23 protein-coding genes, 1 tRNA gene and 3 rRNA genes are annotated in these 26,271 nt (G+C 46.1%); 8 read left to right on the top strand and 19 right to left on the bottom strand.

Features of this window, described 5'->3' with window-relative positions; genetic code table 11:
• Nucleotides 1–13: 13 nt before the first annotated feature.
• The 6 genes from ACSYSK_RS01870 to ACSYSK_RS01845 form a co-directional block, all read right to left on the bottom strand.
• On the bottom strand, nucleotides 14–1,789 hold the full coding sequence (locus tag ACSYSK_RS01870; protein ID WP_491715270.1) for an alpha amylase N-terminal ig-like domain-containing protein: 1,776 nt from the start codon (nucleotides 1,787–1,789) through the stop codon (nucleotides 14–16).
• A gap of 164 nt (nucleotides 1,790–1,953) precedes the next feature.
• Nucleotides 1,954–2,070: ribosomal RNA gene (gene rrf, locus ACSYSK_RS01865) — 5S ribosomal RNA — on the bottom strand.
• Nucleotides 2,071–2,142: 72 nt separating this feature from the next.
• Nucleotides 2,143–5,051 (bottom strand): 23S ribosomal RNA (locus ACSYSK_RS01860).
• A 139-nt stretch (nucleotides 5,052–5,190) separates the two neighbouring features.
• Nucleotides 5,191–5,263: transfer RNA gene (locus ACSYSK_RS01855), tRNA-Ala, on the bottom strand.
• Nucleotides 5,264–5,324: 61 nt separating this feature from the next.
• Nucleotides 5,325–6,888 (bottom strand): 16S ribosomal RNA (locus ACSYSK_RS01850).
• The 16S, 23S and 5S rRNA genes sit together here with 1 tRNA gene alongside, the layout of an rRNA operon.
• 449 nt (nucleotides 6,889–7,337) lie before the next feature.
• Nucleotides 7,338–7,736 (bottom strand): PTS sugar transporter subunit IIA, encoded by a 399-nt coding sequence (locus ACSYSK_RS01845; RefSeq protein WP_491715269.1) that lies wholly within the window; start codon nucleotides 7,734–7,736, stop codon nucleotides 7,338–7,340.
• 357 nt (nucleotides 7,737–8,093) lie between these two features.
• Here ACSYSK_RS01845 and ACSYSK_RS01840 point away from each other — a divergent pair, with 357 nt between their 5' ends.
• From ACSYSK_RS01840 to ACSYSK_RS01830, 3 genes are all read left to right on the top strand, one after another.
• Nucleotides 8,094–8,315, top strand: coding sequence for a hypothetical protein (locus tag ACSYSK_RS01840; protein WP_491715268.1), 222 nt, complete (start codon nucleotides 8,094–8,096; stop codon nucleotides 8,313–8,315).
• Nucleotides 8,316–8,787: 472 nt separating this feature from the next.
• Nucleotides 8,788–9,213, top strand: coding sequence for an Hsp20/alpha crystallin family protein (locus ACSYSK_RS01835; RefSeq protein ID WP_491715267.1), 426 nt, complete (start codon nucleotides 8,788–8,790; stop codon nucleotides 9,211–9,213).
• Nucleotides 9,214–9,418: 205 nt separating this feature from the next.
• A complete protein-coding gene (locus ACSYSK_RS01830) occupies nucleotides 9,419–10,741 on the top strand; it encodes a replication-associated recombination protein A (protein ID WP_491715266.1) in 1,323 nt (440 codons plus the stop codon).
• On the opposite strand, the gene ACSYSK_RS01825 is transcribed toward ACSYSK_RS01830, so the two are convergent.
• Nucleotides 10,738–11,106, bottom strand: a complete 369-nt coding sequence (locus ACSYSK_RS01825; RefSeq protein WP_491715265.1) for a PaaI family thioesterase — start codon at nucleotides 11,104–11,106, stop codon at nucleotides 10,738–10,740. The two genes, ACSYSK_RS01830 and ACSYSK_RS01825, sit on opposite strands and share 4 nt — an antisense overlap.
• A gap of 33 nt (nucleotides 11,107–11,139) precedes the next feature.
• On the opposite strand from ACSYSK_RS01825, the gene menB reads away from it, so the two are divergent.
• Both menB and ACSYSK_RS01815 read left to right on the top strand, forming a co-directional pair.
• Nucleotides 11,140–11,958, top strand: a complete 819-nt coding sequence (gene menB, locus ACSYSK_RS01820) for a 1,4-dihydroxy-2-naphthoyl-CoA synthase (protein ID WP_491715264.1) — start codon at nucleotides 11,140–11,142, stop codon at nucleotides 11,956–11,958.
• A 6-nt stretch (nucleotides 11,959–11,964) separates the two neighbouring features.
• Entirely contained in the window at nucleotides 11,965–13,407 is a 1,443-nt protein-coding gene (locus ACSYSK_RS01815) for an o-succinylbenzoate--CoA ligase (RefSeq protein ID WP_491715263.1), read from the top strand.
• 80 nt (nucleotides 13,408–13,487) lie between these two features.
• Here ACSYSK_RS01815 and ACSYSK_RS01810 read toward each other — a convergent pair whose 3' ends face one another.
• The 4 genes from ACSYSK_RS01810 to ACSYSK_RS01795 are packed head-to-tail and all read right to left on the bottom strand — an operon-like array spanning nucleotide 13,488 to nucleotide 17,146.
• Nucleotides 13,488–14,315: a bifunctional 5,10-methylenetetrahydrofolate dehydrogenase/5,10-methenyltetrahydrofolate cyclohydrolase gene (locus tag ACSYSK_RS01810; RefSeq protein ID WP_491715262.1), complete on the bottom strand. Its 828-nt coding sequence runs from the start codon at nucleotides 14,313–14,315 to the stop codon at nucleotides 13,488–13,490.
• A gap of 4 nt (nucleotides 14,316–14,319) precedes the next feature.
• Nucleotides 14,320–14,928 carry a cyclodeaminase/cyclohydrolase family protein gene (locus tag ACSYSK_RS01805; RefSeq protein WP_491715261.1) on the bottom strand — a complete coding sequence of 203 codons (609 nt, stop codon included), beginning with the start codon at nucleotides 14,926–14,928 and terminating at the stop codon, nucleotides 14,320–14,322.
• A 20-nt stretch (nucleotides 14,929–14,948) separates the two neighbouring features.
• On the bottom strand, nucleotides 14,949–15,941 hold the full coding sequence (locus ACSYSK_RS01800; RefSeq protein WP_491715260.1) for a hypothetical protein: 993 nt from the start codon (nucleotides 15,939–15,941) through the stop codon (nucleotides 14,949–14,951).
• Nucleotides 15,942–15,964: 23 nt separating this feature from the next.
• A complete protein-coding gene (locus ACSYSK_RS01795) occupies nucleotides 15,965–17,146 on the bottom strand; it encodes an MFS transporter (RefSeq protein WP_491715259.1) in 1,182 nt (393 codons plus the stop codon).
• Between the two features lie 210 nt (nucleotides 17,147–17,356).
• Here ACSYSK_RS01795 and ACSYSK_RS01790 point away from each other — a divergent pair, with 210 nt between their 5' ends.
• Together ACSYSK_RS01790 and ACSYSK_RS01785 are read left to right on the top strand one after the other, a co-directional pair.
• The gene (locus ACSYSK_RS01790; RefSeq protein WP_491715258.1) at nucleotides 17,357–18,232 is read left to right on the top strand and encodes an NAD(P)-dependent oxidoreductase; all 876 of its coding nucleotides are present in this window, start codon (nucleotides 17,357–17,359) and stop codon (nucleotides 18,230–18,232) included.
• Nucleotides 18,229–18,444 carry a hypothetical protein gene (locus ACSYSK_RS01785; protein WP_491715257.1) on the top strand — a complete coding sequence of 72 codons (216 nt, stop codon included), beginning with the start codon at nucleotides 18,229–18,231 and terminating at the stop codon, nucleotides 18,442–18,444. The genes ACSYSK_RS01790 and ACSYSK_RS01785 overlap by 4 nt, the downstream gene beginning before the upstream one ends.
• Before the next feature lie 135 nt (nucleotides 18,445–18,579).
• Here ACSYSK_RS01785 and ACSYSK_RS01780 read toward each other — a convergent pair whose 3' ends face one another.
• The 4 genes from ACSYSK_RS01780 to ACSYSK_RS01765 form a co-directional block, all read right to left on the bottom strand.
• On the bottom strand, nucleotides 18,580–19,443 hold the full coding sequence (locus ACSYSK_RS01780; RefSeq protein ID WP_491715256.1) for a cation diffusion facilitator family transporter: 864 nt from the start codon (nucleotides 19,441–19,443) through the stop codon (nucleotides 18,580–18,582).
• A gap of 13 nt (nucleotides 19,444–19,456) precedes the next feature.
• Nucleotides 19,457–19,771: an ArsR/SmtB family transcription factor gene (locus ACSYSK_RS01775; protein WP_491715255.1), complete on the bottom strand. Its 315-nt coding sequence runs from the start codon at nucleotides 19,769–19,771 to the stop codon at nucleotides 19,457–19,459.
• A 132-nt stretch (nucleotides 19,772–19,903) separates the two neighbouring features.
• On the bottom strand, nucleotides 19,904–20,491 hold the full coding sequence (locus ACSYSK_RS01770) for a DJ-1 family glyoxalase III (protein WP_491715254.1): 588 nt from the start codon (nucleotides 20,489–20,491) through the stop codon (nucleotides 19,904–19,906).
• Nucleotides 20,492–21,037: 546 nt separating this feature from the next.
• Complete coding sequence (locus ACSYSK_RS01765; protein WP_491715253.1) at nucleotides 21,038–22,441, bottom strand: C69 family dipeptidase; 1,404 nt, start codon at nucleotides 22,439–22,441, stop codon at nucleotides 21,038–21,040.
• A 146-nt stretch (nucleotides 22,442–22,587) separates the two neighbouring features.
• On the opposite strand from ACSYSK_RS01765, the gene ACSYSK_RS01760 reads away from it, so the two are divergent.
• A complete protein-coding gene (locus tag ACSYSK_RS01760; protein WP_491715252.1) occupies nucleotides 22,588–23,139 on the top strand; it encodes a GNAT family N-acetyltransferase in 552 nt (183 codons plus the stop codon).
• Between the two features lie 260 nt (nucleotides 23,140–23,399).
• Here ACSYSK_RS01760 and ACSYSK_RS01755 read toward each other — a convergent pair whose 3' ends face one another.
• The 4 genes from ACSYSK_RS01755 to ACSYSK_RS01740 form a co-directional block, all read right to left on the bottom strand.
• Entirely contained in the window at nucleotides 23,400–23,735 is a 336-nt protein-coding gene (locus ACSYSK_RS01755) for a hypothetical protein (protein WP_491715251.1), read from the bottom strand.
• A 21-nt stretch (nucleotides 23,736–23,756) separates the two neighbouring features.
• Nucleotides 23,757–24,587, bottom strand: a complete 831-nt coding sequence (locus ACSYSK_RS01750) for an SPFH domain-containing protein (protein WP_491715250.1) — start codon at nucleotides 24,585–24,587, stop codon at nucleotides 23,757–23,759.
• A gap of 14 nt (nucleotides 24,588–24,601) precedes the next feature.
• Nucleotides 24,602–24,919: an Arc family DNA-binding protein gene (locus tag ACSYSK_RS01745; RefSeq protein WP_491715837.1), complete on the bottom strand. Its 318-nt coding sequence runs from the start codon at nucleotides 24,917–24,919 to the stop codon at nucleotides 24,602–24,604.
• Nucleotides 24,920–25,085: 166 nt separating this feature from the next.
• Nucleotides 25,086–26,204, bottom strand: a complete 1,119-nt coding sequence (locus ACSYSK_RS01740; protein WP_491715249.1) for a uroporphyrinogen decarboxylase/cobalamine-independent methonine synthase family protein — start codon at nucleotides 26,202–26,204, stop codon at nucleotides 25,086–25,088.
• Nucleotides 26,205–26,271 lie beyond the last annotated feature (67 nt).

Raw genomic sequence — 26,271 nt, 5'->3', positions numbered from 1 at the left:
CCGACCCTTTTCATTACGCTTCTAAAATTACAAAACCATTATGTCCTACTCTTTGTTGGTCTTGCACCAGATTTTGACTCACTATTAGCTTAGCATTTTGTGGAAAAACAAACTTGACGCTCCCATTTCCCAGGTTAAAAAGGGAAAAGAGCCGCTGATCACCTAAGATTCGTGCAAAACTAACGTAATCTTTTTTATCGCTCACCTGTCCCCACTCTAGCCTACCTTCGTTTAACAGTGCGGCGTAATCCTTGCGCAATTTGCCTAGAGTTTGGACAAAATGGAGCATTTTTTCATTTTGCTGTTCTTTTTTCCAAGGAAAGCATTCACGGTTAGCGGGCACAGCTGCCCCAGATAATCCCACTTCCGTCCCGTAATACAGCGTTGGCGCGGAGGGCAGCAGGTAAATAAATGCCAGCAATAAGCGAGCAAGTTCCTCATCTTGACCAGTTTGAGCCAGCAACCGCGGAGTAAACGGATCGTCAAATTCGCACAGTAACATCTGTTGCACGTGATCCGCATATTTCATCAGTTCGCGATTAGTAGCAGTGATCAACTCAGTCACGTTGAGCTTTTTGTTAATAAAATAATCCCGTAAGGTGGTAGTCAGTGAACGATCCACCACTGTGTCTACGGCTTTAGCAGCAACAAAATTTCCCTCCGCATATTTAAGCTCGGTCGTCCCGATCACGCAAAATCCAGGGCGAATAGCGTGCAGCTGCGCAGTTAGCCGTCGTAAAAAGCCCGGATCCATTTCCTGTAAGTTTAAAATTTTGATCCCATCAAGATCAAATTCCAACATCCAGTACTTGATAACCGCTAAGATGGCTTCTTGTACCGCAGGATTATCAAAATTTAACTTAGGCTGGTGGGGATTATTATGAGCCACTCGGTAGGAACTAGCTTGCACACAGTCCGGATCTTCGGTGGTGCGGTACCGCAGTGGCAAGGAATCGATCAAAAACCACTCATAAAAGCTGGAGTCTTGCCCTTTTTGTTTGACATCTTGCCATTGCAATGAAAAGTCCATCAGGTGATCTAACACAACTTCTACCACAACGTGCATTTTTTGCTGGTGCAACTGTCCCACCAATTTTTTTAAAGTTGCTTTCGTCCCAAAAGCCGGATCAACGTTATAAAAATCAAACGAATCGTACTTATGATTGGAAAAAGCCGTAAAAATCGGACTTAAAATCAAACTGTTGACTCCTAAACTGGTAATTTCCGGTAAATGATCGAGGATCCCCTGAAAATCACCCCCAAAAAAGCTAGTTTCCTGCGGTTCTGCACTGGCCCATGGTAGAATAGCTGCGGAATCATTTTGCGTATCCCCGTCGGCAAAACGATCGAGGAACAAATGATACCACACGGCATTTTTCACCCAGTTTTGCTGGGGTAACACATCCGCATTATAAACGTACGGCAAAACAAAAGGAATCACGTGTGTCAAGCTATCAGCGGTATATAATTCGATTTTTTGCTCATCGTATATGTATTCTTCGCCACTGCTAGCAATAATATGAAAAGCATACTGTAAGCGTCGGTTAGTCCCAAGATTGACGGTCACACTAAAATAGTCATCTTCACTACTTTGCATAACTTTTTGCATCGCCGCAATCTCCGGCAACCAGCTATTATTTTTATCTGGTTTAGTGTACAAGTCATCGTACAGCAATTCAACTCTGACTATATCGTTATGTTTGACTTTTAAGCGGAGTTTAACGTTATTCCCTAAAATTTTAGCTGCCATCGCTTGGTTAGGTTCGTGTAGGATAGCGGATTTTTCCATTTTGATCATCCTCATTATAATTACTATACTTAATTTTAATTAATTATAGTCCAAAATGCCAACAAATTCTAAAACAGATTAAGACAAAATACCAAAATAAAATCCATTTTAAAAAAGAGAACATACAAAAAAAGGATACTTCATCAAGAAGTATCCTCTAAATTGCGTGGCGACGACCTACCCTCGCAGGGGGCGATCCCCCAACTACTCTCGGCGTGACGAAGCTTAACTGCTGTGTTCGGCATGGGAACAGGTGTAGCCTTCGTGCCATCATCACCACACGTGAGCTTTGCTCACTCAAAACTAAATCATCTTTATTTCTTCTGTCTTCCGACTTCCACTGCGCTTGCTACTTGGTTAAGTCCTCGACCGATTAGTAATGGTCCGCTCCATACCTCACGGCACTTCCACTTCCATCCTATCTACCTGTTATTCTCTCAGGGGTCTTACTTCATTTCTGAATGGGAAATCTCATCTGGAGGCGAGTTTCGCACTTAGATGCTTTCAGCGTTTATCTCATCCATACTTAGCTACCCAGCGCTGCCTTGGGCAAGACAACTGGTACACCAGCGGTATGTCCATCCCGGTCCTCTCGTACTAAGGACAGATCCTCGCAAATTTCCTACGCCCGCGACGGATAGGGACCGAACTGTCTCACGACGTTCTGAACCCAGCTCGCGTACCGCTTTAATGGGCGAACAGCCCAACCCTTGGGACCGACTACAGCCCCAGGATGCGATGAGCCGACATCGAGGTGCCAAACCTCCCCGTCGATGTGAACTCTTGGGGGAGATAAGCCTGTTATCCCCAGGGTAGCTTTTATCCGTTGAGCGATGGCCCTTCCATACGGAACCACCGGATCACTAAGCCCGACTTTCGTCCCTGCTCGACTTGTAGGTCTCGCAGTCAAGCTCCCTTGTGCCTTTACACTCTGCAAATGATTTCCAACCATTTTGAGGGAACCTTTGGGCGCCTCCGTTACCTTTTAGGAGGCGACCGCCCCAGTCAAACTGCCTACCAGACACTGTCTCCCACCGGGTTAACCGGTGTGGGTTAGAGTGTTCATACAACGAGGGTAGTATCCCACCAACGCCTCGGGCGAAACTGACGTTCCGCCTTCTATGGCTCCTACCTATCCTGTACAAGTTATACGAACACCCAATATCAAGCTACAGTAAAGCTCCATGGGGTCTTTCCGTCCTGTCGCGGGTAACCCGCATCTTCACGGGTATTATAATTTCACCGAGTCTCTCGTTGAGACAGTGCCCAGATCGTTACGCCTTTCGTGCGGGTCGGAACTTACCCGACAAGGAATTTCGCTACCTTAGGACCGTTATAGTTACGGCCGCCGTTTACTGGGGCTTCACTTTTGAGCTTCGCTTGCGCTAACTCATCCGCTTAACCTTCCAGCACCGGGCAGGCGTCAGCCCCTATACTTCATCTTACGATTTTGCAGAAACCTGTGTTTTTGATAAACAGTCGCCTGGGCCTATTCACTGCGGCTGATCGCTAGATCAGCACCCCTTCTCCCGAAGTTACGGGGTCATTTTGCCGAGTTCCTTAACGAGAGTTCTCTCGCTCACCTGAGGATACTCTCCTCGACTACCTGTGTCGGTTTGCGGTACGGGTGACCAGATCCTTACTAGAAGCTTTTCTCGGCAGTGTGACTCGCTTCCCTTCGCTACTTAGATTTCGCTCCCCATCACAGCTCGTGTTGCTTGAATGCAAACATTTAACTCACACTCGCACTCGCTGCTTGGACGTGCATTTCCATTCGCACGCTTCGCTTGCCTCCTGCGTCCCTCCATTGTTCAATCAGATCTGATCAGTACAGGAATCTCCACCTGTTATCCATCGCCTACGCCTTGCGGCCTCAGCTTAGGTCCCGACTTACCCTGGGCGGACGAGCCTTCCCCAGGAAACCTTAGTCTTTCGGTGGGTCAGATTCTCACTGACCTTGCGCTACTCATACCGGCATTCTCACTTCTAAGCGCTCCACTAGTCCTTACGGTCTAGCTTCGCCGCCCTTAGAACGCTCTCCTACCATCCAACCTGCGGTTGGATCCACGATTTCGGTAATGTGTTTAGCCCCGTTACATTTTCGGCGCAGAACCACTCGACTAGTGAGCTATTACGCACTCTTTAAATGGTGGCTGCTTCTGAGCCAACATCCTAGTTGTCTGTGCAATTCCACATCCTTTTCCACTTAACACATATTTTGGGACCTTAATCGGTGATCTGGGCTGTTTCCCTTTCGACTACGGATCTTATCACTCGCAGTCTGACTCCCGGTCATTGATCTGTGGCATTCGGAGTTTATCTGAATTCAGTAACCCAAGACGGACCCCTAGTTCAAACAGTGCTCTACCTCCACGATCATTCATACCGAGGCTAGCCCTAAAGCTATTTCGGAGAGAACCAGCTATCTCCAAGTTCGTTTGGAATTTCACCGCTACCCACACCTCATCCCAGCATTTTTCAACATACACGGGTGCGGTCCTCCGGTGCGTTTTACCGCACTTTCAACCTGGACATGGGTAGGTCACTTGGTTTCGGGTCTACGTCAAACTACTTTGTCGCCCTCTTCAGACTTGCTTTCGCTACGGCTCCAGTCTTTCCACTTTAACCTTGCAGCTTAACGTAACTCGCCGGTTCATTCTACAAAAGGCACGCCATTACCCTTAAATGGGCTTTGACTACTTGTAGGCACATGGTTTCAGGAACTATTTCACTCCCCTTCCGGGGTGCTTTTCACCTTTCCCTCACGGTACTGGTTCACTATCGGTCACTAGGTAGTATTTAGCCTTGGGAGATGGTCCTCCCAGCTTCCGACGGGATTTCACGTGTCCCGCCGTACTCAGGATCCCGATTCTCGGTTCGTCGTGTTTCACTTACAGGGCTCTCACCTTCTATGGCTGACCTTCCCAGATCATTCAGCTACATTCCTCACCGTCTATGTTCGGTCCTACAACCCCGAAAGACAAGTCTTTCGGTTTGGGCTGTTCCCCGTTCGCTCGCCGCTACTCAGGGAATCACTGTTGTTTTCTTTTCCTGCAGGTACTGAGATGTTTCAGTTCCCCACGTCTGTCTTCAACTGACCTTAACGGTCAGCGATAATAACCTCACGGTTATTGGGTTTTCCCATTCGGAGATCTGCGGGTCATTGCTTACTTACAGCTGACCGCAGCATTTCGCTGTTAGTTGCGTCCTTCTTCGACTCCTAGTGCCAAGGCATCCACCATGCGCCCTTCCTAACTTAACCTTTAATTTATCTGACGATAAATTGGTTATGAGTTGACGTTGTTCTCGTCAATTTTTACGCAATGTTTTTCTCGGTTGATTATTAAGAAATAAAAATGATTCAGTTTTCAATGAACAATGCTTTGACAGTTGCCTGTCAATGGAGCTTAACGGGATCGAACCGTTGACCTCCTGCTTGCAAAGCAGGTGCTCTCCCAGCTGAGCTAAAGCCCCCAAGTAGAGCTTTCAAAACCAAACAAAGTTTCGTTGTGTGAGTTTCCGTTATTTTCCTTAGAAAGGAGGTGATCCAGCCGCAGGTTCTCCTACGGCTACCTTGTTACGACTTCACCCCAATCATCTGTCCCACCTTAGACGGCTGGTTCCTTACGGTTACCCCACCGGCTTTGGGTGTTACAAACTCTCATGGTGTGACGGGCGGTGTGTACAAGGCCCGGGAACGTATTCACCGCGGCATGCTGATCCGCGATTACTAGCGATTCCGACTTCATGCAGGCGGGTTGCAGCCTGCAATCCGAACTGAGAACGGCTTTTAGAGATTAGCTTGACCTCGCGGTCTCGCAACTCGTTGTACCGTCCATTGTAGCACGTGTGTAGCCCAGGTCATAAGGGGCATGATGACTTGACGTCATCCCCACCTTCCTCCGGTTTGTCACCGGCAGTCTCGCCAGAGTGCCCAACTGAATGCTGGCAACTGGCAACAAGGGTTGCGCTCGTTGCGGGACTTAACCCAACATCTCACGACACGAGCTGACGACAGCCATGCACCACCTGTCTTAGTGTTCCCGAAGGAAACACCTAATCTCTTAGGTTAGCACTAGATGTCAAGACCTGGTAAGGTTCTTCGCGTTGCTTCGAATTAAACCACATGCTCCACCGCTTGTGCGGGCCCCCGTCAATTCCTTTGAGTTTCAACCTTGCGGTCGTACTCCCCAGGCGGAATGCTTAATGCGTTTGCTGCGGCACTGAAGGGCGGAAACCCTCCAACACCTAGCATTCATCGTTTACAGCGTGGACTACCAGGGTATCTAATCCTGTTCGCTCCCCACGCTTTCGAACCTCAGCGTCAGTTACAGACCAGAGAGCCGCTTTCGCCACTGGTGTTCTTCCATATATCTACGCATTTCACCGCTACACATGGAGTTCCACTCTCCTCTTCTGCACTCAAGTTCTCCAGTTTCCAATGCACGACTCCGGTTAAGCCGAAGGCTTTCACATCAGACTTAAAAAACCGCCTGCGTTCCCTTTACGCCCAATAAATCCGGACAACGCTTGCCACCTACGTATTACCGCGGCTGCTGGCACGTAGTTAGCCGTGACTTCCTCGTCAGATACCGTCATGGCTCTAGCAGTTACTCTAGAACTCGTTTTTCTCTGACAACAGTGTTTTACGATCCGAAGACCTTCTTCACACACGCGGCGTTGCTCCATCAGACTTGCGTCCATTGTGGAAGATTCCCTACTGCTGCCTCCCGTAGGAGTTTGGGCCGTGTCTCAGTCCCAATGTGGCCGATCAACCTCTCAGTTCGGCTACGTATCATCACCTTGGTAGGCCGTTACCCTACCAACTAGTTAATACGCCGCGGGCCCATCCTCAAGCAATAGCTGACGCCATCTTTTCCCCATAAAGCATGTGCTTTATGGGCTCATTCGGTATTAGCACCTGTTTCCAAGTGTTATCCCCAACTTAAGGGCAGGTTGCCCACGTGTTACTCACCCGTTCGCCACTTTCCTGTCTTGTTCGTGATACAAGTACCACTCCCAACACATTCTCGTTCGACTTGCATGTATTAGGCACGCCGCCAGCGTTCGTCCTGAGCCAGGATCAAACTCTCAGTTTGTTTAGCTCATTTTTGATTACTAGCGAAATTGACTTCGCAAATGTTTGCACCCGGATTGCTCCGAGCGACCTCACACATTTTTACGAAACTTTGTTCAGTTTTCAAAGTTCTACTCTGTTGATTCGTTCAAGTTGTTGACCAGCAACAACGTTATTAAATATAACACACAATCAATCTTTTGTCAATTAATATTTTCTTTGAAAAATAAATAATTACTAATAAATTAATAATGTGCTTCACCACAGCTTTTCTAAATCTCAAAAGCAATTGCGGTGACAACGTTTATTACTATACCTTCAATCCCTTTAAAAGTCAACCACTTTATTCATATTTTTTCGTTTTAATCATGAAAACGCTCAATTTCAATAAATATTTTTTACTTAATTCATTATATATAGTTATCGTTAAAAAAATAACTTGTTAAAGCCTTCTATATATAACTAAGCAACTCACGGTTTAACGCGCACGCCAGCTTTAGCTATCTCACTAACACGTGCAGCAATCTCGCGCACACCACTTAATTCCATTCGTGCAGCATAAGCCTCAAGTACCATTGGCAAATTCATTCCCGCAACTATCGCCCAGCCACCTTGATCTTGGTGTTCTTGCAATAAAATATCCGCCTGTTTAAAGGGAGTACCATCCCACAGATCGACTAAAAATAATACCTGCTCTTGCTGTGAAAATGATGCTACGGCTCGGCGCATTTTATTTTGCATAGCACTACCAGTTTCATTAGACGCTAACGTTACCGGCACAGCATCATCTTGTTTACCAAAAATCATCCCGGCAGCTTGATAAATTCCCTGCGCTAGTTCACCATGACTCGCGAGTACAATTCCTACCATTTCTTTCCTCCTATTTTTAACTTTCTACTATATAAAAGCAGTCCCGCAAACATAAAAATAGGCATCCGCCGTGCACGCAGATGCCTGACCGTATAATAGAATCTTAAGTATAACAAACCTCGCTAAGTATTGTCAAAAATACTTTTAAATTTTGTCATTCTTTGTCATTCACATCTGATAATGTCTTAAGTAATCACACGAGAAAATGTCTCAAATAACTAGAAAAATTCCTCCGCTTCTGCCAAAATAATCAGCCACAAATCATACATTAGATGTGAATAACAAAAAATATGCAATTTTTTACCTCTTTCTATAAAAATGGTATTATATGTTTAAATATAGATTGGAGGCTGCTGTATGAATACAAATAAAAAATTTTTTCTTTACATGTTAGTTATGGTTTTGGCTACTAGCGCAGCACTTTCAGCTGGCATCATTACAATGGCAATGTTTAACTTTGATAATCTTTTTCTACGAGGTCTAACAGCACTGATTGTGATTATTGTTGTTGACCTTTTAATAGCTTTTATTGGAAAAAGATTAATCTATGGCAAAAGTAGACACAACGAAAATTGGTAAATTCTTTCTTTAAATTATACCCCATGAATAATATAAAAGTCCCCCTAGCCCAACCACTTAGATCAAAATTGGTCTAGGTGGTTTGTTATTTTTAAGTCGTTTTTGGTTTTGAATTGATTTTTAAGAAGTCATCTTATACTTCTTCATCTCCTCACTTGCAAATCAAACTATACTCTTTGACATAACGTTAAGGTCAAATAAAAAATTTTTATCCAAATTACCAATGATGTACTACAATTTTTTAAGCAGCTACCAAAATCAGGCAAATTAACCTTGATATAACGAAACAAAATTTAGAAAATGATTGACAAACTGTTTTCAAATTTTCGTCTGTAGATCCGCTGCTATGGTCCATTCAAAATCAATTTGACCTTTTTTGACCTTTTTGAGTGTTTTTGATTGCAATTTGGGCTAAAAGAACTAAGATTGAAACTGTAAGAAACACCAAATAGTTTAGAAGGGAAGTTTTATCATGGCAAATGACATTGCTAATCGTTTCAATGATTTTGTTAATTCCGGTGACGAATTCTTCAAGAATTTTGGACGCTCATTTCCAAGTATGGGCATCAAAGAATTACGCAGCGACATTCAAGAAACTAAGCATGACTACGTAGTATCCGTTGATATTCCGGGCGTTGCCAAAAAAGACATCTCGCTAGATTTTAAAGATAATACCCTGACAGTTTCTGTCAAACGGGATTCGTTCAGTGATACCGCCGACAGCGAAGGCAACATGATCGCTAACGAACGCAGCTACGGGCGTTTCACTCGTCAATACAGTTTCCCCGATGTCGCCCAAGAAGACATTAGCGCTAAGTACAAAGATGGCGTCTTAAAAATCACTTTGCCTAAAACTAAAGACGGTCAAGAAAAGAGCCATCAAATTACTATTGACTAAAATTGACTAATTAACAATTTTTTCACTTTTCACTAAAAAAATAGGGCCAGCAGCAAACAATATTTTGCCGCTGGTCTTTTTTGTTCTCATCAGACTAGCTGAAACTCGCCAAACCCATAGCCGCTGAGCAAACCGCGCAGCTTGCTTTTATTATTGGATGAGTGATAATGGAATTATCCTAATTTTAAAGAAGTGAAACATCATAATGAAGCAAACCTCCCTTTTTGCAACACCGCAAAATGAACCCTTAGCTTACCGGGTCCGGCCCCACAACTTAGCCGAATTTTGCGGGCAAAAACATTTGTTGGGTAAAGGAAAGATCCTTTCCGAGCTGATCACTCACGACCAAGTCACTTCGATGATCCTCTGGGGACCACCGGGAGTTGGTAAAACTACTCTGGCACAAATTGTCGCTCACCAAACTAAAGCCCGCTTTTTAACTTTCAGCGCCGTAACTAGCAGCATTAAAGACCTGAAAAAAATCATGGCAGACGCCCAGGCCAACCAAGACCTCGGGCAAAAAACGATCGTCTTTGTCGATGAGATCCACCGTTTCAACAAGGCGCAACAAGACGCATTTTTACCCTACGTGGAAGCCGGCAGCATCACCCTGATCGGAGCGACCACCGAAAATCCCTCTTTCGAACTGAATTCAGCGTTGCTCTCCCGTTGCAAAGTATTCGTCTTGCACAAATTAACCCAAAACGAACTCGTTGAATTACTACAACACGCACTCTCATCTCCGCAGGGATTTCCCAACTTAAAAGTCAACGCGACACCCGCAATTTTAACTCAGATCGCTGCTTTTGCTAACGGCGACGGCCGTTTTGCGTTAAACACGTTAGAGATGGCCGTTTTAAATAGTCCCCAAACTAACGGTGCAGTCACACTGACGCCCGAATTGCTAAAGCAACTGAGTGGCACTAAAACCCTGCGCTACGATAAAAACGGCGACCAACACTATGACTTGATCTCCGCCTTGCATAAATCAATGCGCAACAGCGACGCCGATTCCGCCGTGTACTGGCTAGCGCGCATGCTGGCTGGCGGCGAAGATCCGCTTTACATCGCCCGTAGATTGGTGCAATTTGCCAGTGAAGATATCGGCATGGCAGATACCAACGCGTTAAACATCGCCATCAATGTCTTTCAGGCCTGTCAGTTTCTGGGCATGCCCGAATGCGACGTCAATTTGACCCAAGCCGTTATCTATCTGGCACTGGCTCCTAAATCTAATGCCGTGTACCAAGCACTCAATTCAGCCAAAGCCGACGTGCAAAAATACGGTAACTTAGCGGTCCCCCTTCAGATCAGAAATGCTCCGACCAAACTAATGAAGGACTTAGATTACGGCAAAGGCTACCAGTACGCACACGACAACCCAGATAAATTGACTACAATGAAAACTCTTCCCCCTGAGATCGTGCAGCACCATTACTACCACCCGACTACTCAGGGCCACGAGATTCGTTTTAAAAACCGGTTAGCCGCCCTCCAAGAATGGCACAGAAAACACGATCCTCGTTAAGCCGAAGTATGATTAGCCAACGTTACCTGACTGACACTAGTCAAGCGGTCGTTATTTTTAACGGTGACCTCAAAAGTCTGCAAGGTCCGCCCCACGTGTAAGGGACGCGCACAAGCGATCAGCGTTCCTTGGCTAACTGCTCTGAGGTGCTGGGTCGTCAGGTTGACACCCACGGCATGACTTCCCGCTGGCAAATTTTGGTTGGCGGCCAAACTCGCCACACTTTCGGCCAATACCGCGTTGATGCCACCGTGAACGATGCCGTAAGGCTGTTTGATTTTATCTGTGACCTCAAGTGTTATAATAGATTCGTTTGCGTCTTGTTTGACGACGCGAATTCCTAAATTTTGCATTAGATCAGACATTTACTCACTTCTTTTCGAAAGGATTTGACTTATTTGACAACCAAGTGGACTAAAATCAAGGACTACCAGGAGATTTTATTTGAGCGCAACGACAAGATCGCTAAAATCACGATCAACCGTCCGGAAAAACGCAATGCCTTTACCCCGTTGACCGTTAGTGAAATGATCGCAGCTTTTACTATCTGTCGTGATGATAGCACGATCGGCGTGATCATTCTAACCGGAGCGGGCGACCTCGCCTTTTCTTCCGGCGGAGATCAAAGCATTCGCGGCAATGGCGGTTACGTCGGCGCCGATAAGATCGCGCGCCTCAACGTTTTGGACCTGCAGCATTTGATCCGGATCATTCCTAAACCGGTGATCGCCATGGTTAAAGGCTGGTCAGTCGGCGGCGGTAATATCTTACAACTCGTCTGTGATCTGACCATTGCTGCCGATAACGCCAAATTTGGTCAGACCGGTCCGAAAGTCGGCAGTTTCGATGCCGGTTACGGCTCCGGTTACTTAGCACGCGTGATCGGCCATAAACGGGCGAAGGAAGTCTGGTTTTTAAACCATTTTTATTCCGCTCAAGAAGCACTGGCGATGAACTGGATCAACCGCGTCGTTCCATTAGAGCAAGTTGAAGATGCCACTTTAGAATGGTGCCACGAAATTTTAACCAAATCACCAACGGCACTGCGCTTTATTAAAGCAGCGATGAACGCCGACACCGACGGGCTAGCGGGGATCCAACAATTGGCCGGCGATGCTACGATGTTATTTTACCAGACTGACGAAGGTAAAGAAGGACGCGACGCATTTAACGAAAAACGTCAACCCGACTTCGACCAGTTCCCTAAATTTCCGTAAAAAGCGATGGATAACTGGATATTAAAACAAGCCCGCATCAATCCCACCAAATTGGCGGTGACTGACGGACACACGCAATTAAATTTTAAACAGTTAGCGACTAAAGTTAACCGGCTGGACGGCAAATTAACAGCACTGCACGTTTTGGACGCCGAGCGAATCGCCTTATTAAGTGATAATTCTTTGACCGGCTACCTCCTGGCCTTAGCATTGTTAAACGCCGGCAAAACGATCGTCTGGCTCAATATCAGGCTGGCAGCTGCCGAATTAAACCGGCAAGTAGCAGATAGCGGCGTGACAGTTTGTTTATGCGCCGATCACTTGGTCACTAAAAAACTAGCCTGTCGCCAACTGACTTTTAGTCAAATCAATGCTGCTAGTGGCCCAAAATTTACCCCCGTCGCTGAATGGAACTTACAACAAGTCGCCAGTATTATGTACACTTCCGGGACGACTGGGCAAGCCAAAGGAGTCTTACAAACTTTAGGCAATCACCTCGCATCCGCCACGGCTTCTGCTTTCAATCTCGGTTTAAGTGCTCAAGAAGAATGGTTATGCGTGGTCCCGATTTTTCACATCAGTGGCTTTTCGATCATCATGAGGGGGCTGATCTACGGCATGACGGTGCGTTTGGTAGCTCACTTTGACGCCGCTAAAATTCATCACGTGCTAGTTAGCGAACCCATTACCATGATCTCGGTCGTTCCCGTAATGCTCACAAAATTGCTCGCAGTTAAAAATGACGTGGCCTATAACCCGAAATTTAAAGCAATGCTACTCGGAGGCGGCCCGATCGCCGCAACGACTTTAGCCCAATGTCAAGCAGCCGCCATTGCGGTCATTCAATCTTACGGCATGACCGAAACCTGTTCGCAAATCGTTGCTTTATCCTTTGCGGACGCGCAAGATCACCTAGGTGCAGCCGGCAAGCCGTTATTTTTGACGCAACTGCGTGTCGAGCACCAAACACAAGAAATTCAGCTCAAGACCCCGGCGTTGGCTCAGGGTTATTTAAACCAGCCAGCCAAATTTGCGGCCAAGTTCACACCAGATCACTGGTTCAAAACTGGCGACCGCGGTCATTTTGACCGGGAAGGCTTCCTTTATGTCGACGGGCGCGCCGATGAAATGCTGATCTCCGGCGGCGAGAATATTTTTCCCGCCGAAATCGAGAGCGCCTACGCCGGCTGCCCGCTGATCACAGACATCGGCGTTTGCGGCACGGACGACCCGACGTGGGGCCAAGTTCCGGTAGCCTACGTGATTGCTGCTGACTCACAGCAGGTAACTGCCGCCCAGTTGACGGCATACGGGCGCCAACATTTGGCTCACTACAAGGTACCGCACCACTTTTACCTCGTAGAGCATCTACCCTATAATGCCAGCGGTAAATTACAGCACTACAAGCTAGCACAATTACCACACACTGAACTGAAATCAACAAATTAATATTCAAGAGGACCTGAGACAAGTTCGATTTGTCTCAGGTCCTTCTTAGTATTTCCACTATAATTTACATTACATTCCAACTAACGAGTAGCTGCCAGCCGACTCACCCGCCATGCCAGTAACGCGGTAGTTACCGCACCGACTCCGCCTGGAACCGGCGTGAGCAATGTTACTTTATCCTGAACGGCAGCAAAATCGACGTCCCCGCACAAGTGTCCCGCCTGATCGTAGTTAGTGCCGACATCGACGACCACCGCGTGAGCAGCTACCATTTCACTAGTCAACAGCTGCGGAACTCCTGCCGCAGTGATCACCACGTCGGCGTGTCTCGTATAGTGAACCAAATCGCGCGTCTGGCGGCTACAAACTGTGACCGTCGCTCCCATATTTAGCAACAACTCAGCTAGTGGCCGCCCGACCGTCAGGCTGGCTCCGACCACCGTCACTGACTTGCCCGCCACATCAACGTGATAATAAGCAAGTAACTCCAATACCGCAGCGGCCGTTAACGGCACCAACTGTCCCTGATCAAAATGAAAAACACCGCTAAGATTGGCCGGATGACTGCCGTCGATGTCTTTATCGACCGCCACCAGCTCCGCCGTTTTACCCTGCAACTGAGGTGGCAACGGATTTAACACTAAAATCGCGTGCACCTCGTCATCTTGGTTGAGTTTACTTAACTTTTCTTGCAGTTGCGTTAGTGTCGTTGTCACCGGTAAATTAACGTTTCTGACGGTGATACCAACCGTCGTCATCACTTTTTGGGCGTTACGCTGATAGCCCAGCGCAGCAGGAGCCGTTCCCACTCTGACTAAGGCAACTACCGGGTACACCGCCTGATTTAGCCGTTTAGCTTGCACTAATAAACGCTCAGCTACCGGCTTACCTAACATTAATTTAGCCACAGTCTCACTCCCGCACCACTTTGATTACCGTCGCGTAAAGCTGTTCGCTATCTTTGGTACACTGCTCGACGGCCTGCGCTGCAGTAGCATTATATTTTTGCGCTAGATCCTGGTCTTTTAGCAAACGGGTATTTTCATAAACGTTTAAGACCGCCGTCCGGGCCGTTGCCTGCGCCAATAGCGCTCCACTACCCAAATCACTCAGTAAAGACTTGGACGAATACTGTTGCATCTGTGCTAACTGAGATACGATCTGCGCAGACAGCTGAACGATCCGCAACGGTGTCTTAGTCGCCGCAACCAATTCCCGTTGCACCTGTGTCGTGCGCGTATTTTGCTGCTCAGTAGTTTTCTTAGGCAAACGCAAAGCCCGTAACAACGCGTTAAAAGCCCGTTCGTCGTCTTCCATTAACTGCAACATTTTAGCCCTACTCTGGCTTAAATCGCGTGTTACGTCAAGTGCGTCAGGTGCTTTTTTTCGCCTGATCTGACCGACCATTTCGCCCAAAGCCGCACTCAAAGCCCCGACCAGTGCTGCTGCCGCACCTCCTCCGGGAGCAGGTGTTGCACTAGCTAGTTGAGCCGCAAAATTCGTTAGTGTTTCATTTTTCACCGGTCATTTCTCCCATCAACTTACTTTTCTTTAAATAACTTAGGACCATAAAAGGCTAAACCGATAGCCAATACCATAATAGCTATTGGGAACGCCAAGCTCTTTAAGTCCAAATCGGGTGACATTTCGACTAGCGGATGCGAACGTGGCTTTTGTAGCGGCAAACGTGGTTGCAGTTTAAACGGCTGGCGCTGACGCGGAACAGCATTCGCAATACTATTATTGCCATTAATGCTATTGTCGGTCCCATTTGCTTCGTTGGGCAAATTGCCATTAGCCGGTTGCCAAAAATTCTGCCCACTTTGCGGCTGCAAGAAAGCTTGCAAATTAGACCAGTTGTTAGCCAATGGTAACTCCGGCGTTTGCTGGATCACGGAGATTTGCCCACTAGGAGGCGTTGGTTTTTGCTCGTTAGTAGTAGCCGGGATCCCGATCGCTCCAGAACTAGCCTGGGCACTGCTGAGCACACTCGTATCCGATCCCGTCCCGGGAATAATCGTTCCTTCCACAGGATTTTGCAGCGCACTATCCGCTACTGTAAAGTGGGCCGTAAACAAATTCTCATCCACCCCACTAACAACTATCTGCCACCTTAAACCAGATTCCAGTAATTCAGCAGTTGCTTTGGGCTTTAATTTAGCCTGCCATACCCACGAGTTTAGGGTCCCCGGTAGCAAAGAGCGCGTCATAAAAATACTTTTTTTGTTGCCTAAAATTAACGTGATCCCCGTCGCTTGCGCCAATTTAGGATTATCACCAAAGGTCAGGACAGAACTACCATCAGCAGCGACATCCAAGTTCCACACACCCCACATATCGAGCTCGTTGTGCGTGAAAGTAATATCTAATTTATGTAAGCCGGGATCTGGGCGCTTTTGTTGCCAGTCTTGTACCAGCACACTCTTCCCCGAATTACGCGTACTAGTAGCCGTAGTCTTAGCCACGACTTGCAGACTACTACCCAAACATAATAATAACCCTGCCGCAAACGTCAGCATCCGAATCTTTTTCATCAACTATCCCCCCTGAACTAAACTCATTTAATACTTACGGATCGCCGGTCTTGTCTAACCGCAAACGTCAACAAGTATGATACCGCTAAGAAAAACGCGACGATCGTGTACGGATAATTTGGATTTAAATCTAACAGCGCTCCCGACATCAACGGGCCGACCACGTTACCAACACTGGTCAGTGACATGTTCAAGCCGTTTAACAGTCCCTGGTTATCCGGACTGAGTTTGGTCAGTAGCGTAGTGATCGCCGGTCTGATCAGATCAAAGGCACAAAAGACGATCAACGTTGCGATCACAACTTCGGTCTTCGTGCGTGCCAATAAGATCCAGACTGTGCCTAAAAGAGAAAGTAAAAAACAATAGCGCATCAACTTGCGTTCCGTGAACTTGGCGACCATCCAGTCGAACAACACGACCTGAAAGAATAAAGAGAACACCCCATTTAATGTTAACACTAATGCGATGTCACCTAAACTAAAATCAAAAACTTGATTGACAAATAAACTAAAAACACTTTCAAAACCTTGAAGGCCAAACGAAGAAATAAAGATCAACCCAAATAAAATGATACCCGAAGTTCCCAAAACTTTCCAGAGATTTTCCGTTTTCTTTTGCTGTTCAACTTCGTTGGCTTCGACCACACGCTTCATTCCCCGCGGTAAGATCATGATCATCGCCACCATACTGATGATCCCCAAAATACCGGCAGTCCAAAAGGGTAACTTATAATCAATCTTGGCTAGTAGTCCGCCTAAGCCCGGTCCTAAAATCAGCCCGCCCGAAAAAGCAGCGGATAACCAACCGACAACGCGCGCCCGGTATTTTTTAGTGGTAATGTCTGCCGCCAGCGCCATTTCAGTCGGCACCGTCATTGCAGCTGCGATCCCCCCGATCACCCGCGAAACATTAAATAGTAACAATTTATTAGTAATGGCAAACAGAAATTCTGAAAAGGCAAATAAAAAAAGACCACTCACTAAGATATTTTTCCGGTCACCGCGATCGGAAATTTTACCGATCAAAGGAGAAGCAATGAACTGTGCCAATGCGAATAATGAGTTCATCGTTCCCATTTCAAAAGCCGATAAGTGTAATTCATTACGCAAAAAAGGCATGACTGGAATAACGATACTGATTCCTAAACAAACTAAAAATTCGCTAAAGATCAAAATAAAGATTACCCGTTTAATCGTCTTAGTCATTGCCTGACCTCCTAATAATAAAAGAGCCCGTTTAATTAAGAAATTAAACAGAACCCTTAATTAATTTAGTATAGCAGTTTTGATTTCTCCTTGTCTATTATCCGCAACTATTTTTATCAGTAACTAAAATTTCACTTTAACATTGGCGCCCCGTTTGAATTCGGTATATGATAAAGTTGTAAGTAAAATTTAATCAAAGGAGTAAAGCAAATGAAAATTGGATTGATCGGAACGGGTATGATGGGCGCAGCGATTGGTAGTAACTTAATAGATGCCGGTTATCAACTCAGTGTTTATAATCGTACCAAGGCTAAAGCCAACGCCCTGATTGGCCGGGGAGCTATCTGGGAAGACTCGCCTAAAGCCATTGCTAAGAAATGTAAGGTCGTCTTCACCATGGTTGGTACTCCTAACGACGTCAAAGACGTTTACTTTGGCAAAAACAGTCTCTTTTCCGGTGCTCATTCGGGAATGTACATCGTTGACATGACTTCCAGCCAGCCCTCATTAGCTCGCGGAATCGCTACTTTTGGCGCTAAATATGACGTGCACACCTTAGACGCACCGGTTTCCGGCGGTGATATCGGCGCTAAAAATGGTACTTTAACCATCATGGTCGGTGGTGAACGCAAAGTTTACGACCGCATGAAAAACATTTTCAACGTCATCGGTGATAAGGTTCATTATTTTGGTGGCCCTGGTGCAGGACAAAACGCCAAGATCGCTAACCAAATCATGATTGCCGGCACGATGACCGGGATGACCGAAGCGTTACTTTATGCTAAATCTACCAATTTAGACCTGGGAAAAATTATCAGCACCCTCAATTCCGGTGCCGCAGCTAATTGGAGTTTAGCTAACCTAGGACCCCGAATTTTAAAAGAAGACTACAGTCCTGGATTTCAAACCCGGCATTTCGTCAAGGACTTACGGATCGCTTTGCAAGAAGCCAGCAACATTGGTTTGACTTTACCGGCAACGGCTCAGGCCGAAAAGCTTTACCAAAAAATGAACGATGATTATCATATGGCTGATAAGGGAACCCAAGGACTGATCAACACTTACCGCCAGGAGCAAAAGAAGTGAGCCTGCTAGCCGCCATTACTACCAGTGATTTTATTTTTGCCATCGTTTTATTAATTTTAGTATTAGATGGAATATGGCAAATCATCCGGGGAGCCCGGCACTTATTGCACCAAAAAATAGCCGTATTGAGTTGGCTCCAAATTTTATTAGGCGTAGTGATGGTTGCAGTCGGCTTTTTAGTAGTGCGGGGATATTATATTCACTTACATTAACCAGCAAAACCAAAATAGGCCAAGACAATATAATAATTACAAACACGTGCACCGCGCTAGAGCAAAACCGACTGGTTTTAAAATCCAAAAGGGCACCGAAACAAAAGTAATTTCTTATTTCGGTACCCCTTTGGATTAAATTTTTGCTGCACAGTGTTGTTTATCACACGTTTCTAACTGCACCGTAACGTGATTGATCGCAAATTGCTGCCGGATCCCGGCCGTAATTTGAGCGACCATCGCTAAATAATTACTGTTATCATCAACTTCCAAATGCGCCGATAACGCCGTTTCCGTCGTCGATAACGGCCAAATATGCAAGTCGTTGATCGCTTCTACTTGCGGCAAGTTCAATAAATACTGCTCCACTTTTTCTCCTTGAATCTTGCGTGGGACCGCATTAGTCGACATTTCAAACGACTCTTGCAACACGTCCCATGATTCGTACAAAATAAAGAGCGCCCCGCCGATCGAAACCACCGGGTCAAGCCAATTCCAGCCCGTAAAACTCATTACTATTCCGGCAACAAAAACCGCCAAGCTCAACAGTGCATCCCCGAAGAAATGCCAGAAATTAGCTTCCTTATTCAACTCGCCGCTGTTATCATGCATCAACAACGCCGTGATCCCGTTGATCACCACTCCGCTTAAAGCCACGACCGCTACGATCCAACCGACCGGTGCGACCGTAGTTTTGCTAGTTAGTCGGATAACTGACTGCCAAATAACCAGCGCCAAACTAACAAACAAGATCACGGAATTCAACAACGCCGACATAATAGTCGTGTTATAAAAACCGTAAGTGTGTTTTTTAGTCGGCTTTTGACGCATCAGGTAAACGGCTCCTAACGAAATCAAAAGTGATAATACATCCGTCATGTTATGAACCGCGTCGGTCACTAAAGACATCGAATTAGCAAACAACCCTAAGCCAAATTCCGTAACGATAAAAGCCGCGTTTAACAAGATACCCAACTTATACGCTAAACCATTTTTCATTCATCTCACCTCCCTACCGGTGTGTGATGTGCTCGGCGTGCTCAAAAGCAGCGGTCAAAACGCTTAAAACGTGGGAATCGTCCAGGCGATAAAAAATCTGCTTGCCGTAACGCTTGCAGGCTACCAGGTGATTTTGGCGCAACAAGGCCAAGTGATGCGACACTACCGATTGTTCGACGTCCAAAGTTGCAGCCAGCGTCGTCACGTTCATCTCACCGCGTTCCAGTAAGTACAGTACTTGCATTCTCACCGGATTACTGAGCATTTTGAAGATTCGTTGAACTTCCGCTATCGTTTGTTCGTCAATTCCCGTTTTGGCACCCACCATTGATTATTTATTCTCCCACCAGTTATATGATATATGTTGCATACATCATATATTCTCCAACAAATTTTGTCAACCCTAAAAAAACGTTTCCATTTATTGGGATAGCCAATATTAGCTTATTGGCCAGTAATACTATTTAATATGTTGTGCTAAGTAATCATACTGCATGCCGGCACGCACGGCACTAATGTCACAACCTAAGGCCTGTCCAATCGCAAACCCATACGCAAAAGCCGTCGCTGGTCCCCTGCTAGTGATCAAATGGGCGGCTTGGTCAACCACTACCAGCGCATCTCGGTGTTTAGCCGTCGGAGTTTCCGGCGCAATTTGCTCTTCCATTCCGGGAAAGCAAGTATACTCGTGGCCATCGAGCAGGCCAAAATGAGACAATGCGTACGGTGCGGCACACATCGCCGCGTTCCACTTACCTTGCTGCGCGCGTCGTTGCATGATCTTCATTAATTTTTCACTGTTACGTAAGTTGTTGGCTCCCACCGACCCGCCAGGAAAAATCACGATGTCAGCGGCTAGTAATTCATCATCTACCACCCGTTCACAACGTAAGGGGATCTGGTGTGCACCCGTGACCTCCAGTTTGTCTAAACCAACCATTTCAGTTTTTAATTCATTAGTAGCACCCAACCGCCGTAAAATATCTACCGGGATCAGCGCCTCGATCTCTTCACAACCATCCGCGAGGATCACCGCTGCTGTTTTCATCTTATCCCACCCTTTCACCGCCATTTTAGCATGTTTTGGGGGCAAAGACATTTTTATTAGCCAAAAAAGAGTTGGGACAAAAAGCGCTTTCGAGCACTAGCCTAGTTTCAAAGTAAAACCCGCACTTAGTTTTTATTTTGAAACGTAGCTAGGCGCAAACTGCTGCTTTTTGGAGCACGATCAAACAAGTTGTGAGTCAAGCAGGTTAAGTCGTGGACTAAGTGGCACTGACAAGCAAATCCTGTACTTAGATTTGTTTGTCAGTGTCCTTAGTACCTAGACTGCTGGCTTGAAAAACGCGATTAAGTCTATTACTTACGGAAAATAAAAATAGGGCTGGAACAAAACGAAGTTTTATCCCAGTCCTCTCCTTTTTAGCTAGCTTGTTCTTAATTGCGCTCCAGCTGGCAATTTCCGCAGCTTGTCTTTAATTGCGCTCCAAGCGGCAACAGTCTGTGTCTAGCTACGGTCAACAACAAGTCTCAAACCGACTTATTGCTGACCTAGGCTAGTCCTCGACTGTTAAGCGCCGCTTTTCGCAGCTTGTTAGTCTAACAGCGAAAATTTTAGCTTCATTCGAGCCGATCCTGCCACTACCATCTTGCCTAACAGTTCCAAACTATTCTTAATATACAAATCAGCCATTTCCTGATTGGCTTTCATCAATAATTCTTCGACGTTGTTCGTCTGCGTGACCTCTTGTTCCACCCGTAAAATTACGGCCCGGCATGCAGCCTGCGTATTTTGCTCAAAGTGTGCTCCCAAATCACTGTACAAATCGTAATTGGTGTCGCCCAAAGTGCCCAACGTCCGCGACAACCAGTACGCATTTTGCGGATCATACTCAGCAGTCGTGTCCTTGAATGCAGCCGGCGTGTCGTTTACGTTGACCAAAAACGGCACAAACGAGTTAAAGGTATTCGGACCAAAACCAAGCCAGTGCAAGCCAGCAACTTCTGGCGCCACGCCATTTCTAATCTGTAAAATATGACTTTCTTCGTTACGGTTAATACCCACCGGACGCAATTTGCCCCCAGCAGTGCTCATTTTATCATACGGATCAAATTCGGTATTTTGGTAATGTGAGCTTAACGCCCATTTAAAATCTTCGACGCTTAACTTGCGGTTAGCCCGACATATAAACGGCAGATCTTGATCATAGGGATCTTGCTTAACGTTCGGGGTAAAATAAGACTGAATGTACCATGCACGCGGGTCGTTATAGCGTGTATCTTTGACCGACGATGAGCCAAAAATATGGCGCATGTTGTAGCCTTTCTTATCCGGATTAAGGTGATAAATCCCGATCATTTCTTTAAGATCAGCCGAGCAGAGCGTGTTCGTCGTATCGGAAAAATCAAAATCGGTGATATTCAAACGATTAGGTGCTACTACGTAAGCGTCGTCCGGAATCTTGACCGCAGCAAAATGATGACCACCGTAAGTTTCTAAGTACCAAACTTCATCTTGATCAGCAAAAGCAATCCCGTTAGACTCGTAAGTCCCGTACTTGGTCAGCAATTCACCCAAACGTTTAACACCCGCACGCGCCGAAGTGATGTAAGGCAAAACGATCGTCGGAATATCCTCTTCACCAAAACCATCTTCGACGAGCGGATCAACGGCTAGTACCCGGGCATTTGTCGTGATCGTTTCGGTGGCAGACATCGCCACATTTTGACTGTTGATCCCGGCTCCCGCCCAGATCCCGTGATCGTGCACGGCGTCTGGCGTTGCGGTGTAACGTAACGGGTCGTCCGGTAGATCAATGTTAAATTTAGATAATTTTGCTTGGTAATGACGGGGTTGTTGGCTCGGTGTCACTACGACAAATTGTTGCGGTTCAGCTTTGTCGCTGTGATCTTCAGTGCGCGCGATCATCGTCGAACCGTCTAACGTCGCTTTTTTCCCTGCTAAAATCGTCGTACATGACGAAACAATATTTTTCATCGCAATTCTCCTTTTACTAATTTATTACTATCTATCATATTATCATAGCAAACCGTTCCCTAAATTAACAGCAAACAAATTATTTGCATCTAACTTCTTTTTGAGTAAAATATTCGTGTTAATCATTTGAGAAAGAAGGTCCACACATGCAGCTTCGTAAGGCAACGATGAAAGATTTAGAACAACTGATCACCATCCTTGCGGATGGTCGCGACCAACTCGCCGAAAAAGGTGTTAATCAGTGGCAGGGAAACTACCCGTCACGAGAGCACGTCCAGTTTGATATCGAACACGGCTATGCGTTTTTAGCAGAAGCAGACGATCACCAAACCGTTGGGGCAATTTCGCTGATCCCCGCGCCAGATAACTCGTATGATCAGCTGGATGGTCACTGGTTAGTAGACGCCAGCGATTACGTGGTGATCCACCGCGTCGCTATTCATTCGAATCACGGTGGCAAGGGATACGCCACACAATTATTTGAAAAAGTTATTGCCCAGATCATCAGCGATTACCCGCAAATCCAAAGTATTAGAGTCGATACCCACGAACGCAATTTTGCAATGCAGCATGTTATCGAAAAAATGGGCTTTGAAAAAGTTGGAGTTTTGCAGGGGGACTTCGCGTTAGACGACGATGGTTCGAGTAATTACTTTGTGTATGAAAAAGATTTGAGAAAAGCTGCGCAGCACGCTTAAAACGCTGTAAGTCAAGCCGGTTAGGATCGGCTGGCGCGTAATCAAGACTATATAAAAGAGTTGTGACAAAAAGAGGTTAGCAGTCGAGCACTAGCCTAGTTTCAAAGTAAAACCCGCACTTTGGTTTTATTTTGAAACGTAGCTAGGCACAAACTGCTGCTTTTTGGAGCACGATCAGTCTATTACTTACGAAAACCAAAAAGTGGACTAAGACGAAATTACTTTCGTCTTAGTCCACTTTTTGTCCCAACTCCCTCTTTTTATCTGCGTCTACTATTGTTATCAGTACTACTCAAAGACTTTTGGGGCATCCGCGAAAAATTAGAACGCCGGTAGTGTTTCGTGTGGTACAATACCCCGTTTTTTAACACCCCGTGGGCAGTATCATCACGCTTGACCTGACGTGCCCGCGCAGAATTTTTATTCTTGTCACCATTATTAGTACGCTGTTTTTGCTTACCACGCTGTTTGGGCCGCGCTGTTTGTTGGCGTTGCTTGCCCGTTTGCGGTGTGGTTTTCTTTTGTCCCTTACTGCTAAAAACCATTTCTAAACACACATAAAGAAAAACTAAAAAAACTACGGTCCAAAAAACCATCGCGGCCACCTTCTTTACTTATTATTTACCCGCAACATCATTCTTGCCCTCAGCCACAGCAGCTGCTAGTAACGCCGTTTGGCCGAACTGGCTGCTGTCATCGTTAGGAACAACGATCATATTGGCAGGTGATTGAGCTAAATTGCTATAAGCGTTGATCGATTGGTTTTTAAAATATTTCTCATCGGCATTAGCCAGCCCGGCTTGAACCGTGTCGATCCGGTAACGTTCGGCATCGGCACGGGTCCGCGTAGCATCGGCTTGGGCCTTAGCCGTCGCCATCAGCGCGTTGTTTTGTGCCTCATTAGTCAAACGGATCGATTCAGCCTCACCTTCGGCCTTAGCGATCGCAGCGATTCGCTCCCGGTCGGCGGTCAACTGTTTATCCATCGCCGTTTGGATCTCGTCTGACGGCAATAATTCATCAATATTGATCCGGTCAACATTGATACCGTATGTATTAGTCAAATCCCCGATTGCTTGTGCTAGATCAGCGTTGATCCGCGCCGTCGAACCGAGTGCGTCATTCAATTCCATCCTGCCAATAATATCCCGCAAATGACCACGGACTAACTGCGCCATCGACTCCACGGAATCCGTGTTATTGTACTCGTATTTAACGGCGTCCGTTACGTGATAATTAAGCGTGACCGAAGTTGAGACCTCGGCGTTATCTTTAGTGATGATCGAGTAATGTGGTAATTCGATCGGCTGCATTGCCAGCGGAACTGTGCGGATCTTTTGGACCAACGGAATGTAAAAATGCAATCCCGATTCGACCGTGTGCTGGTACTTACCAAAAGTTTCAACTAATCCCTGATAGTTTTGGGACACAACCTTAATTCCTAACATTTTACTTCCTCCTATTATTGAATGGCTTTGATAGTTAAAATATTGCCATTAGTAGCAACTACTACGTAATCAGTAGCGGCAATGATCGGCTGATTATCAACGGTCAAATACCGGTAGTAGATACCATTGACCTGCACCAAACCACTTTGTTCCAAGATATTGGCAGGCGGGATGACCTGATTTAACGCCAACTGATTTTCGATCTGCGAGTTGTTGGATTGCAACATTTTTTCAACACTTTGTACTACCAACTGGTTAATACTCAAATGGCTCGTTGCCGCTTTTTTCTTCAACGCAGCATAGGTATGATCCGGAAAACGAACAGTTGTCATCTGCACCGATATCTCACCCCCTAGTAATAGCAACTTAATATCACATTGATATTATAAAATAATTTAACTTTTTTGTAAACTTAATTTAATAAAATCCGCATAACTACCATTTTTGCCGGCTAAATAAAAACCGAGACTATGGCTACTCGTCTCGGTTTCACTTGAGTTATTCAGTTTCTTCAGTTCGTTTTTGGCGCAAATAATTAGCTAAACTTTGCACCAGCTTGACTTTTGCCCACTGCTGCTCTTCTGTGATCGTGTTTCCCGTAACGGTCGAAGCAAAACCACACTGGGGGCTGACCGCTAAATTAGCTGCTGGCACCAATTTCAGCGCTTGGTCTAACAACTCTTCTAACTGGGATAAGTCTTCTAACTCACCTTTCTTAGAAGAAATCAGGCCCAACACAAAAACTGCCTGCGGTTGTTTAGCGTGCACTTCCGTCAAAAAATTAAAGTCGCCAGCTGTTTTGAAGTCGTCGTATTCCAGCAAAAAAGCATCGTATGGCAGCTGCGCTAGCAGAGAACTAATTTGATTGTAAGTCCCACCACCTAAAGAATGCGAGTGAAAATTGCCGCGACAAATATGAGTAGCCACTATCATGTCGTCTGGCACGACCGCCAAAATTTGTTGTAACACCGTAACGATTTCCGCTTCGCTTTCGCCTTTTTCCTGCGGTGCATCCGGTAGCGTCAGTCCCAGTAGCCACGGATCGTCTAGTTGCAAGTAACGCAACCCCAACTGGTAAAATTGTTGGATCGTCTGCTGGTAAGTTTGCACGATATCGGCTAAGTAATCCTGTCGGTTATCGTAAATTTCATCCACGTTTTTGATGACGGCTAACTGCCCTGCCAACAGCAAGGGTGTCGGGGCGGGGATCGTCACCTTATTATGGATCCCTTGGGGCGAGATTTGCTGCAAAAATTGATAGTCGGTCAAAAACGGGTGCTGCAGGTTGGCTTGCAACCTGCCAGTCAGTTGCAACCCGTCACCGTGAAGAGTCTCACCGCTAAAATTCAACTCAAACCCGTTGGGAATGCTTTTTATCCCATTTAGTCCTGCCAAAAAATCGATAAAGAAGTTCTGGCGGTTGTATTCGCCGTCGGAAACGATCAGCATTCCCCGAGAAATTTCCTTTTCCACCAAGCTCTTAGTAGCCGCTTTTCTGATTTCGGTAAACTCAGCCGCAGACATCTTGTCCCGATTAGCGTAGGCTGCCTTGAGGTTTTCCGGCCGCAAAAAACTCCCCACCGTATCGGCTGCCAGCTGATATTTGATTTTAGTCATGATTTTCCCACCTATTCTTGAGCACAGTTATTTTTAATATTAACAATAAATAAATTTTCCCACTTCG

The sequence above is a fragment of the Ligilactobacillus sp. ESL1201 genome, from assembly GCF_058503265.1.
This window is presented reverse-complemented; position numbering and strand designations above follow the sequence as displayed.

Bases quoted from the DNA above. Each gene is read 5' to 3' on its own strand.
- ACSYSK_RS01870 (WP_491715270.1), bottom strand. From the start codon at position 1,789: ATGGAAAAATCCGCTATCCTACACGAACCTAACCAAGCGATGGCAGCT.
- ACSYSK_RS01845 (WP_491715269.1), bottom strand. From the start codon at position 7,736: ATGGTAGGAATTGTACTCGCGAGTCATGGTGAACTAGCGCAGGGAATT.
- ACSYSK_RS01840 (WP_491715268.1), top strand. From the start codon at position 8,094: ATGAATACAAATAAAAAATTTTTTCTTTACATGTTAGTTATGGTTTTG.
- ACSYSK_RS01835 (WP_491715267.1), top strand. From the start codon at position 8,788: ATGGCAAATGACATTGCTAATCGTTTCAATGATTTTGTTAATTCCGGT.
- ACSYSK_RS01830 (WP_491715266.1), top strand. From the start codon at position 9,419: ATGAAGCAAACCTCCCTTTTTGCAACACCGCAAAATGAACCCTTAGCT.
- ACSYSK_RS01825 (WP_491715265.1), bottom strand. From the start codon at position 11,106: ATGTCTGATCTAATGCAAAATTTAGGAATTCGCGTCGTCAAACAAGAC.
- ACSYSK_RS01815 (WP_491715263.1), top strand. From the start codon at position 11,965: ATGGATAACTGGATATTAAAACAAGCCCGCATCAATCCCACCAAATTG.
- ACSYSK_RS01800 (WP_491715260.1), bottom strand. From the start codon at position 15,941: ATGAAAAAGATTCGGATGCTGACGTTTGCGGCAGGGTTATTATTATGT.
- ACSYSK_RS01795 (WP_491715259.1), bottom strand. From the start codon at position 17,146: ATGACTAAGACGATTAAACGGGTAATCTTTATTTTGATCTTTAGCGAA.
- ACSYSK_RS01790 (WP_491715258.1), top strand. From the start codon at position 17,357: ATGAAAATTGGATTGATCGGAACGGGTATGATGGGCGCAGCGATTGGT.
- ACSYSK_RS01780 (WP_491715256.1), bottom strand. From the start codon at position 19,443: ATGAAAAATGGTTTAGCGTATAAGTTGGGTATCTTGTTAAACGCGGCT.
- ACSYSK_RS01775 (WP_491715255.1), bottom strand. From the start codon at position 19,771: ATGGTGGGTGCCAAAACGGGAATTGACGAACAAACGATAGCGGAAGTT.
- ACSYSK_RS01770 (WP_491715254.1), bottom strand. From the start codon at position 20,491: ATGAAAACAGCAGCGGTGATCCTCGCGGATGGTTGTGAAGAGATCGAG.
- ACSYSK_RS01765 (WP_491715253.1), bottom strand. From the start codon at position 22,441: ATGAAAAATATTGTTTCGTCATGTACGACGATTTTAGCAGGGAAAAAA.
- ACSYSK_RS01760 (WP_491715252.1), top strand. From the start codon at position 22,588: ATGCAGCTTCGTAAGGCAACGATGAAAGATTTAGAACAACTGATCACC.
- ACSYSK_RS01755 (WP_491715251.1), bottom strand. From the start codon at position 23,735: ATGGTTTTTTGGACCGTAGTTTTTTTAGTTTTTCTTTATGTGTGTTTA.
- ACSYSK_RS01750 (WP_491715250.1), bottom strand. From the start codon at position 24,587: ATGTTAGGAATTAAGGTTGTGTCCCAAAACTATCAGGGATTAGTTGAA.
- ACSYSK_RS01745 (WP_491715837.1), bottom strand. From the start codon at position 24,919: ATGACAACTGTTCGTTTTCCGGATCATACCTATGCTGCGTTGAAGAAA.
- ACSYSK_RS01740 (WP_491715249.1), bottom strand. From the start codon at position 26,204: ATGACTAAAATCAAATATCAGCTGGCAGCCGATACGGTGGGGAGTTTT.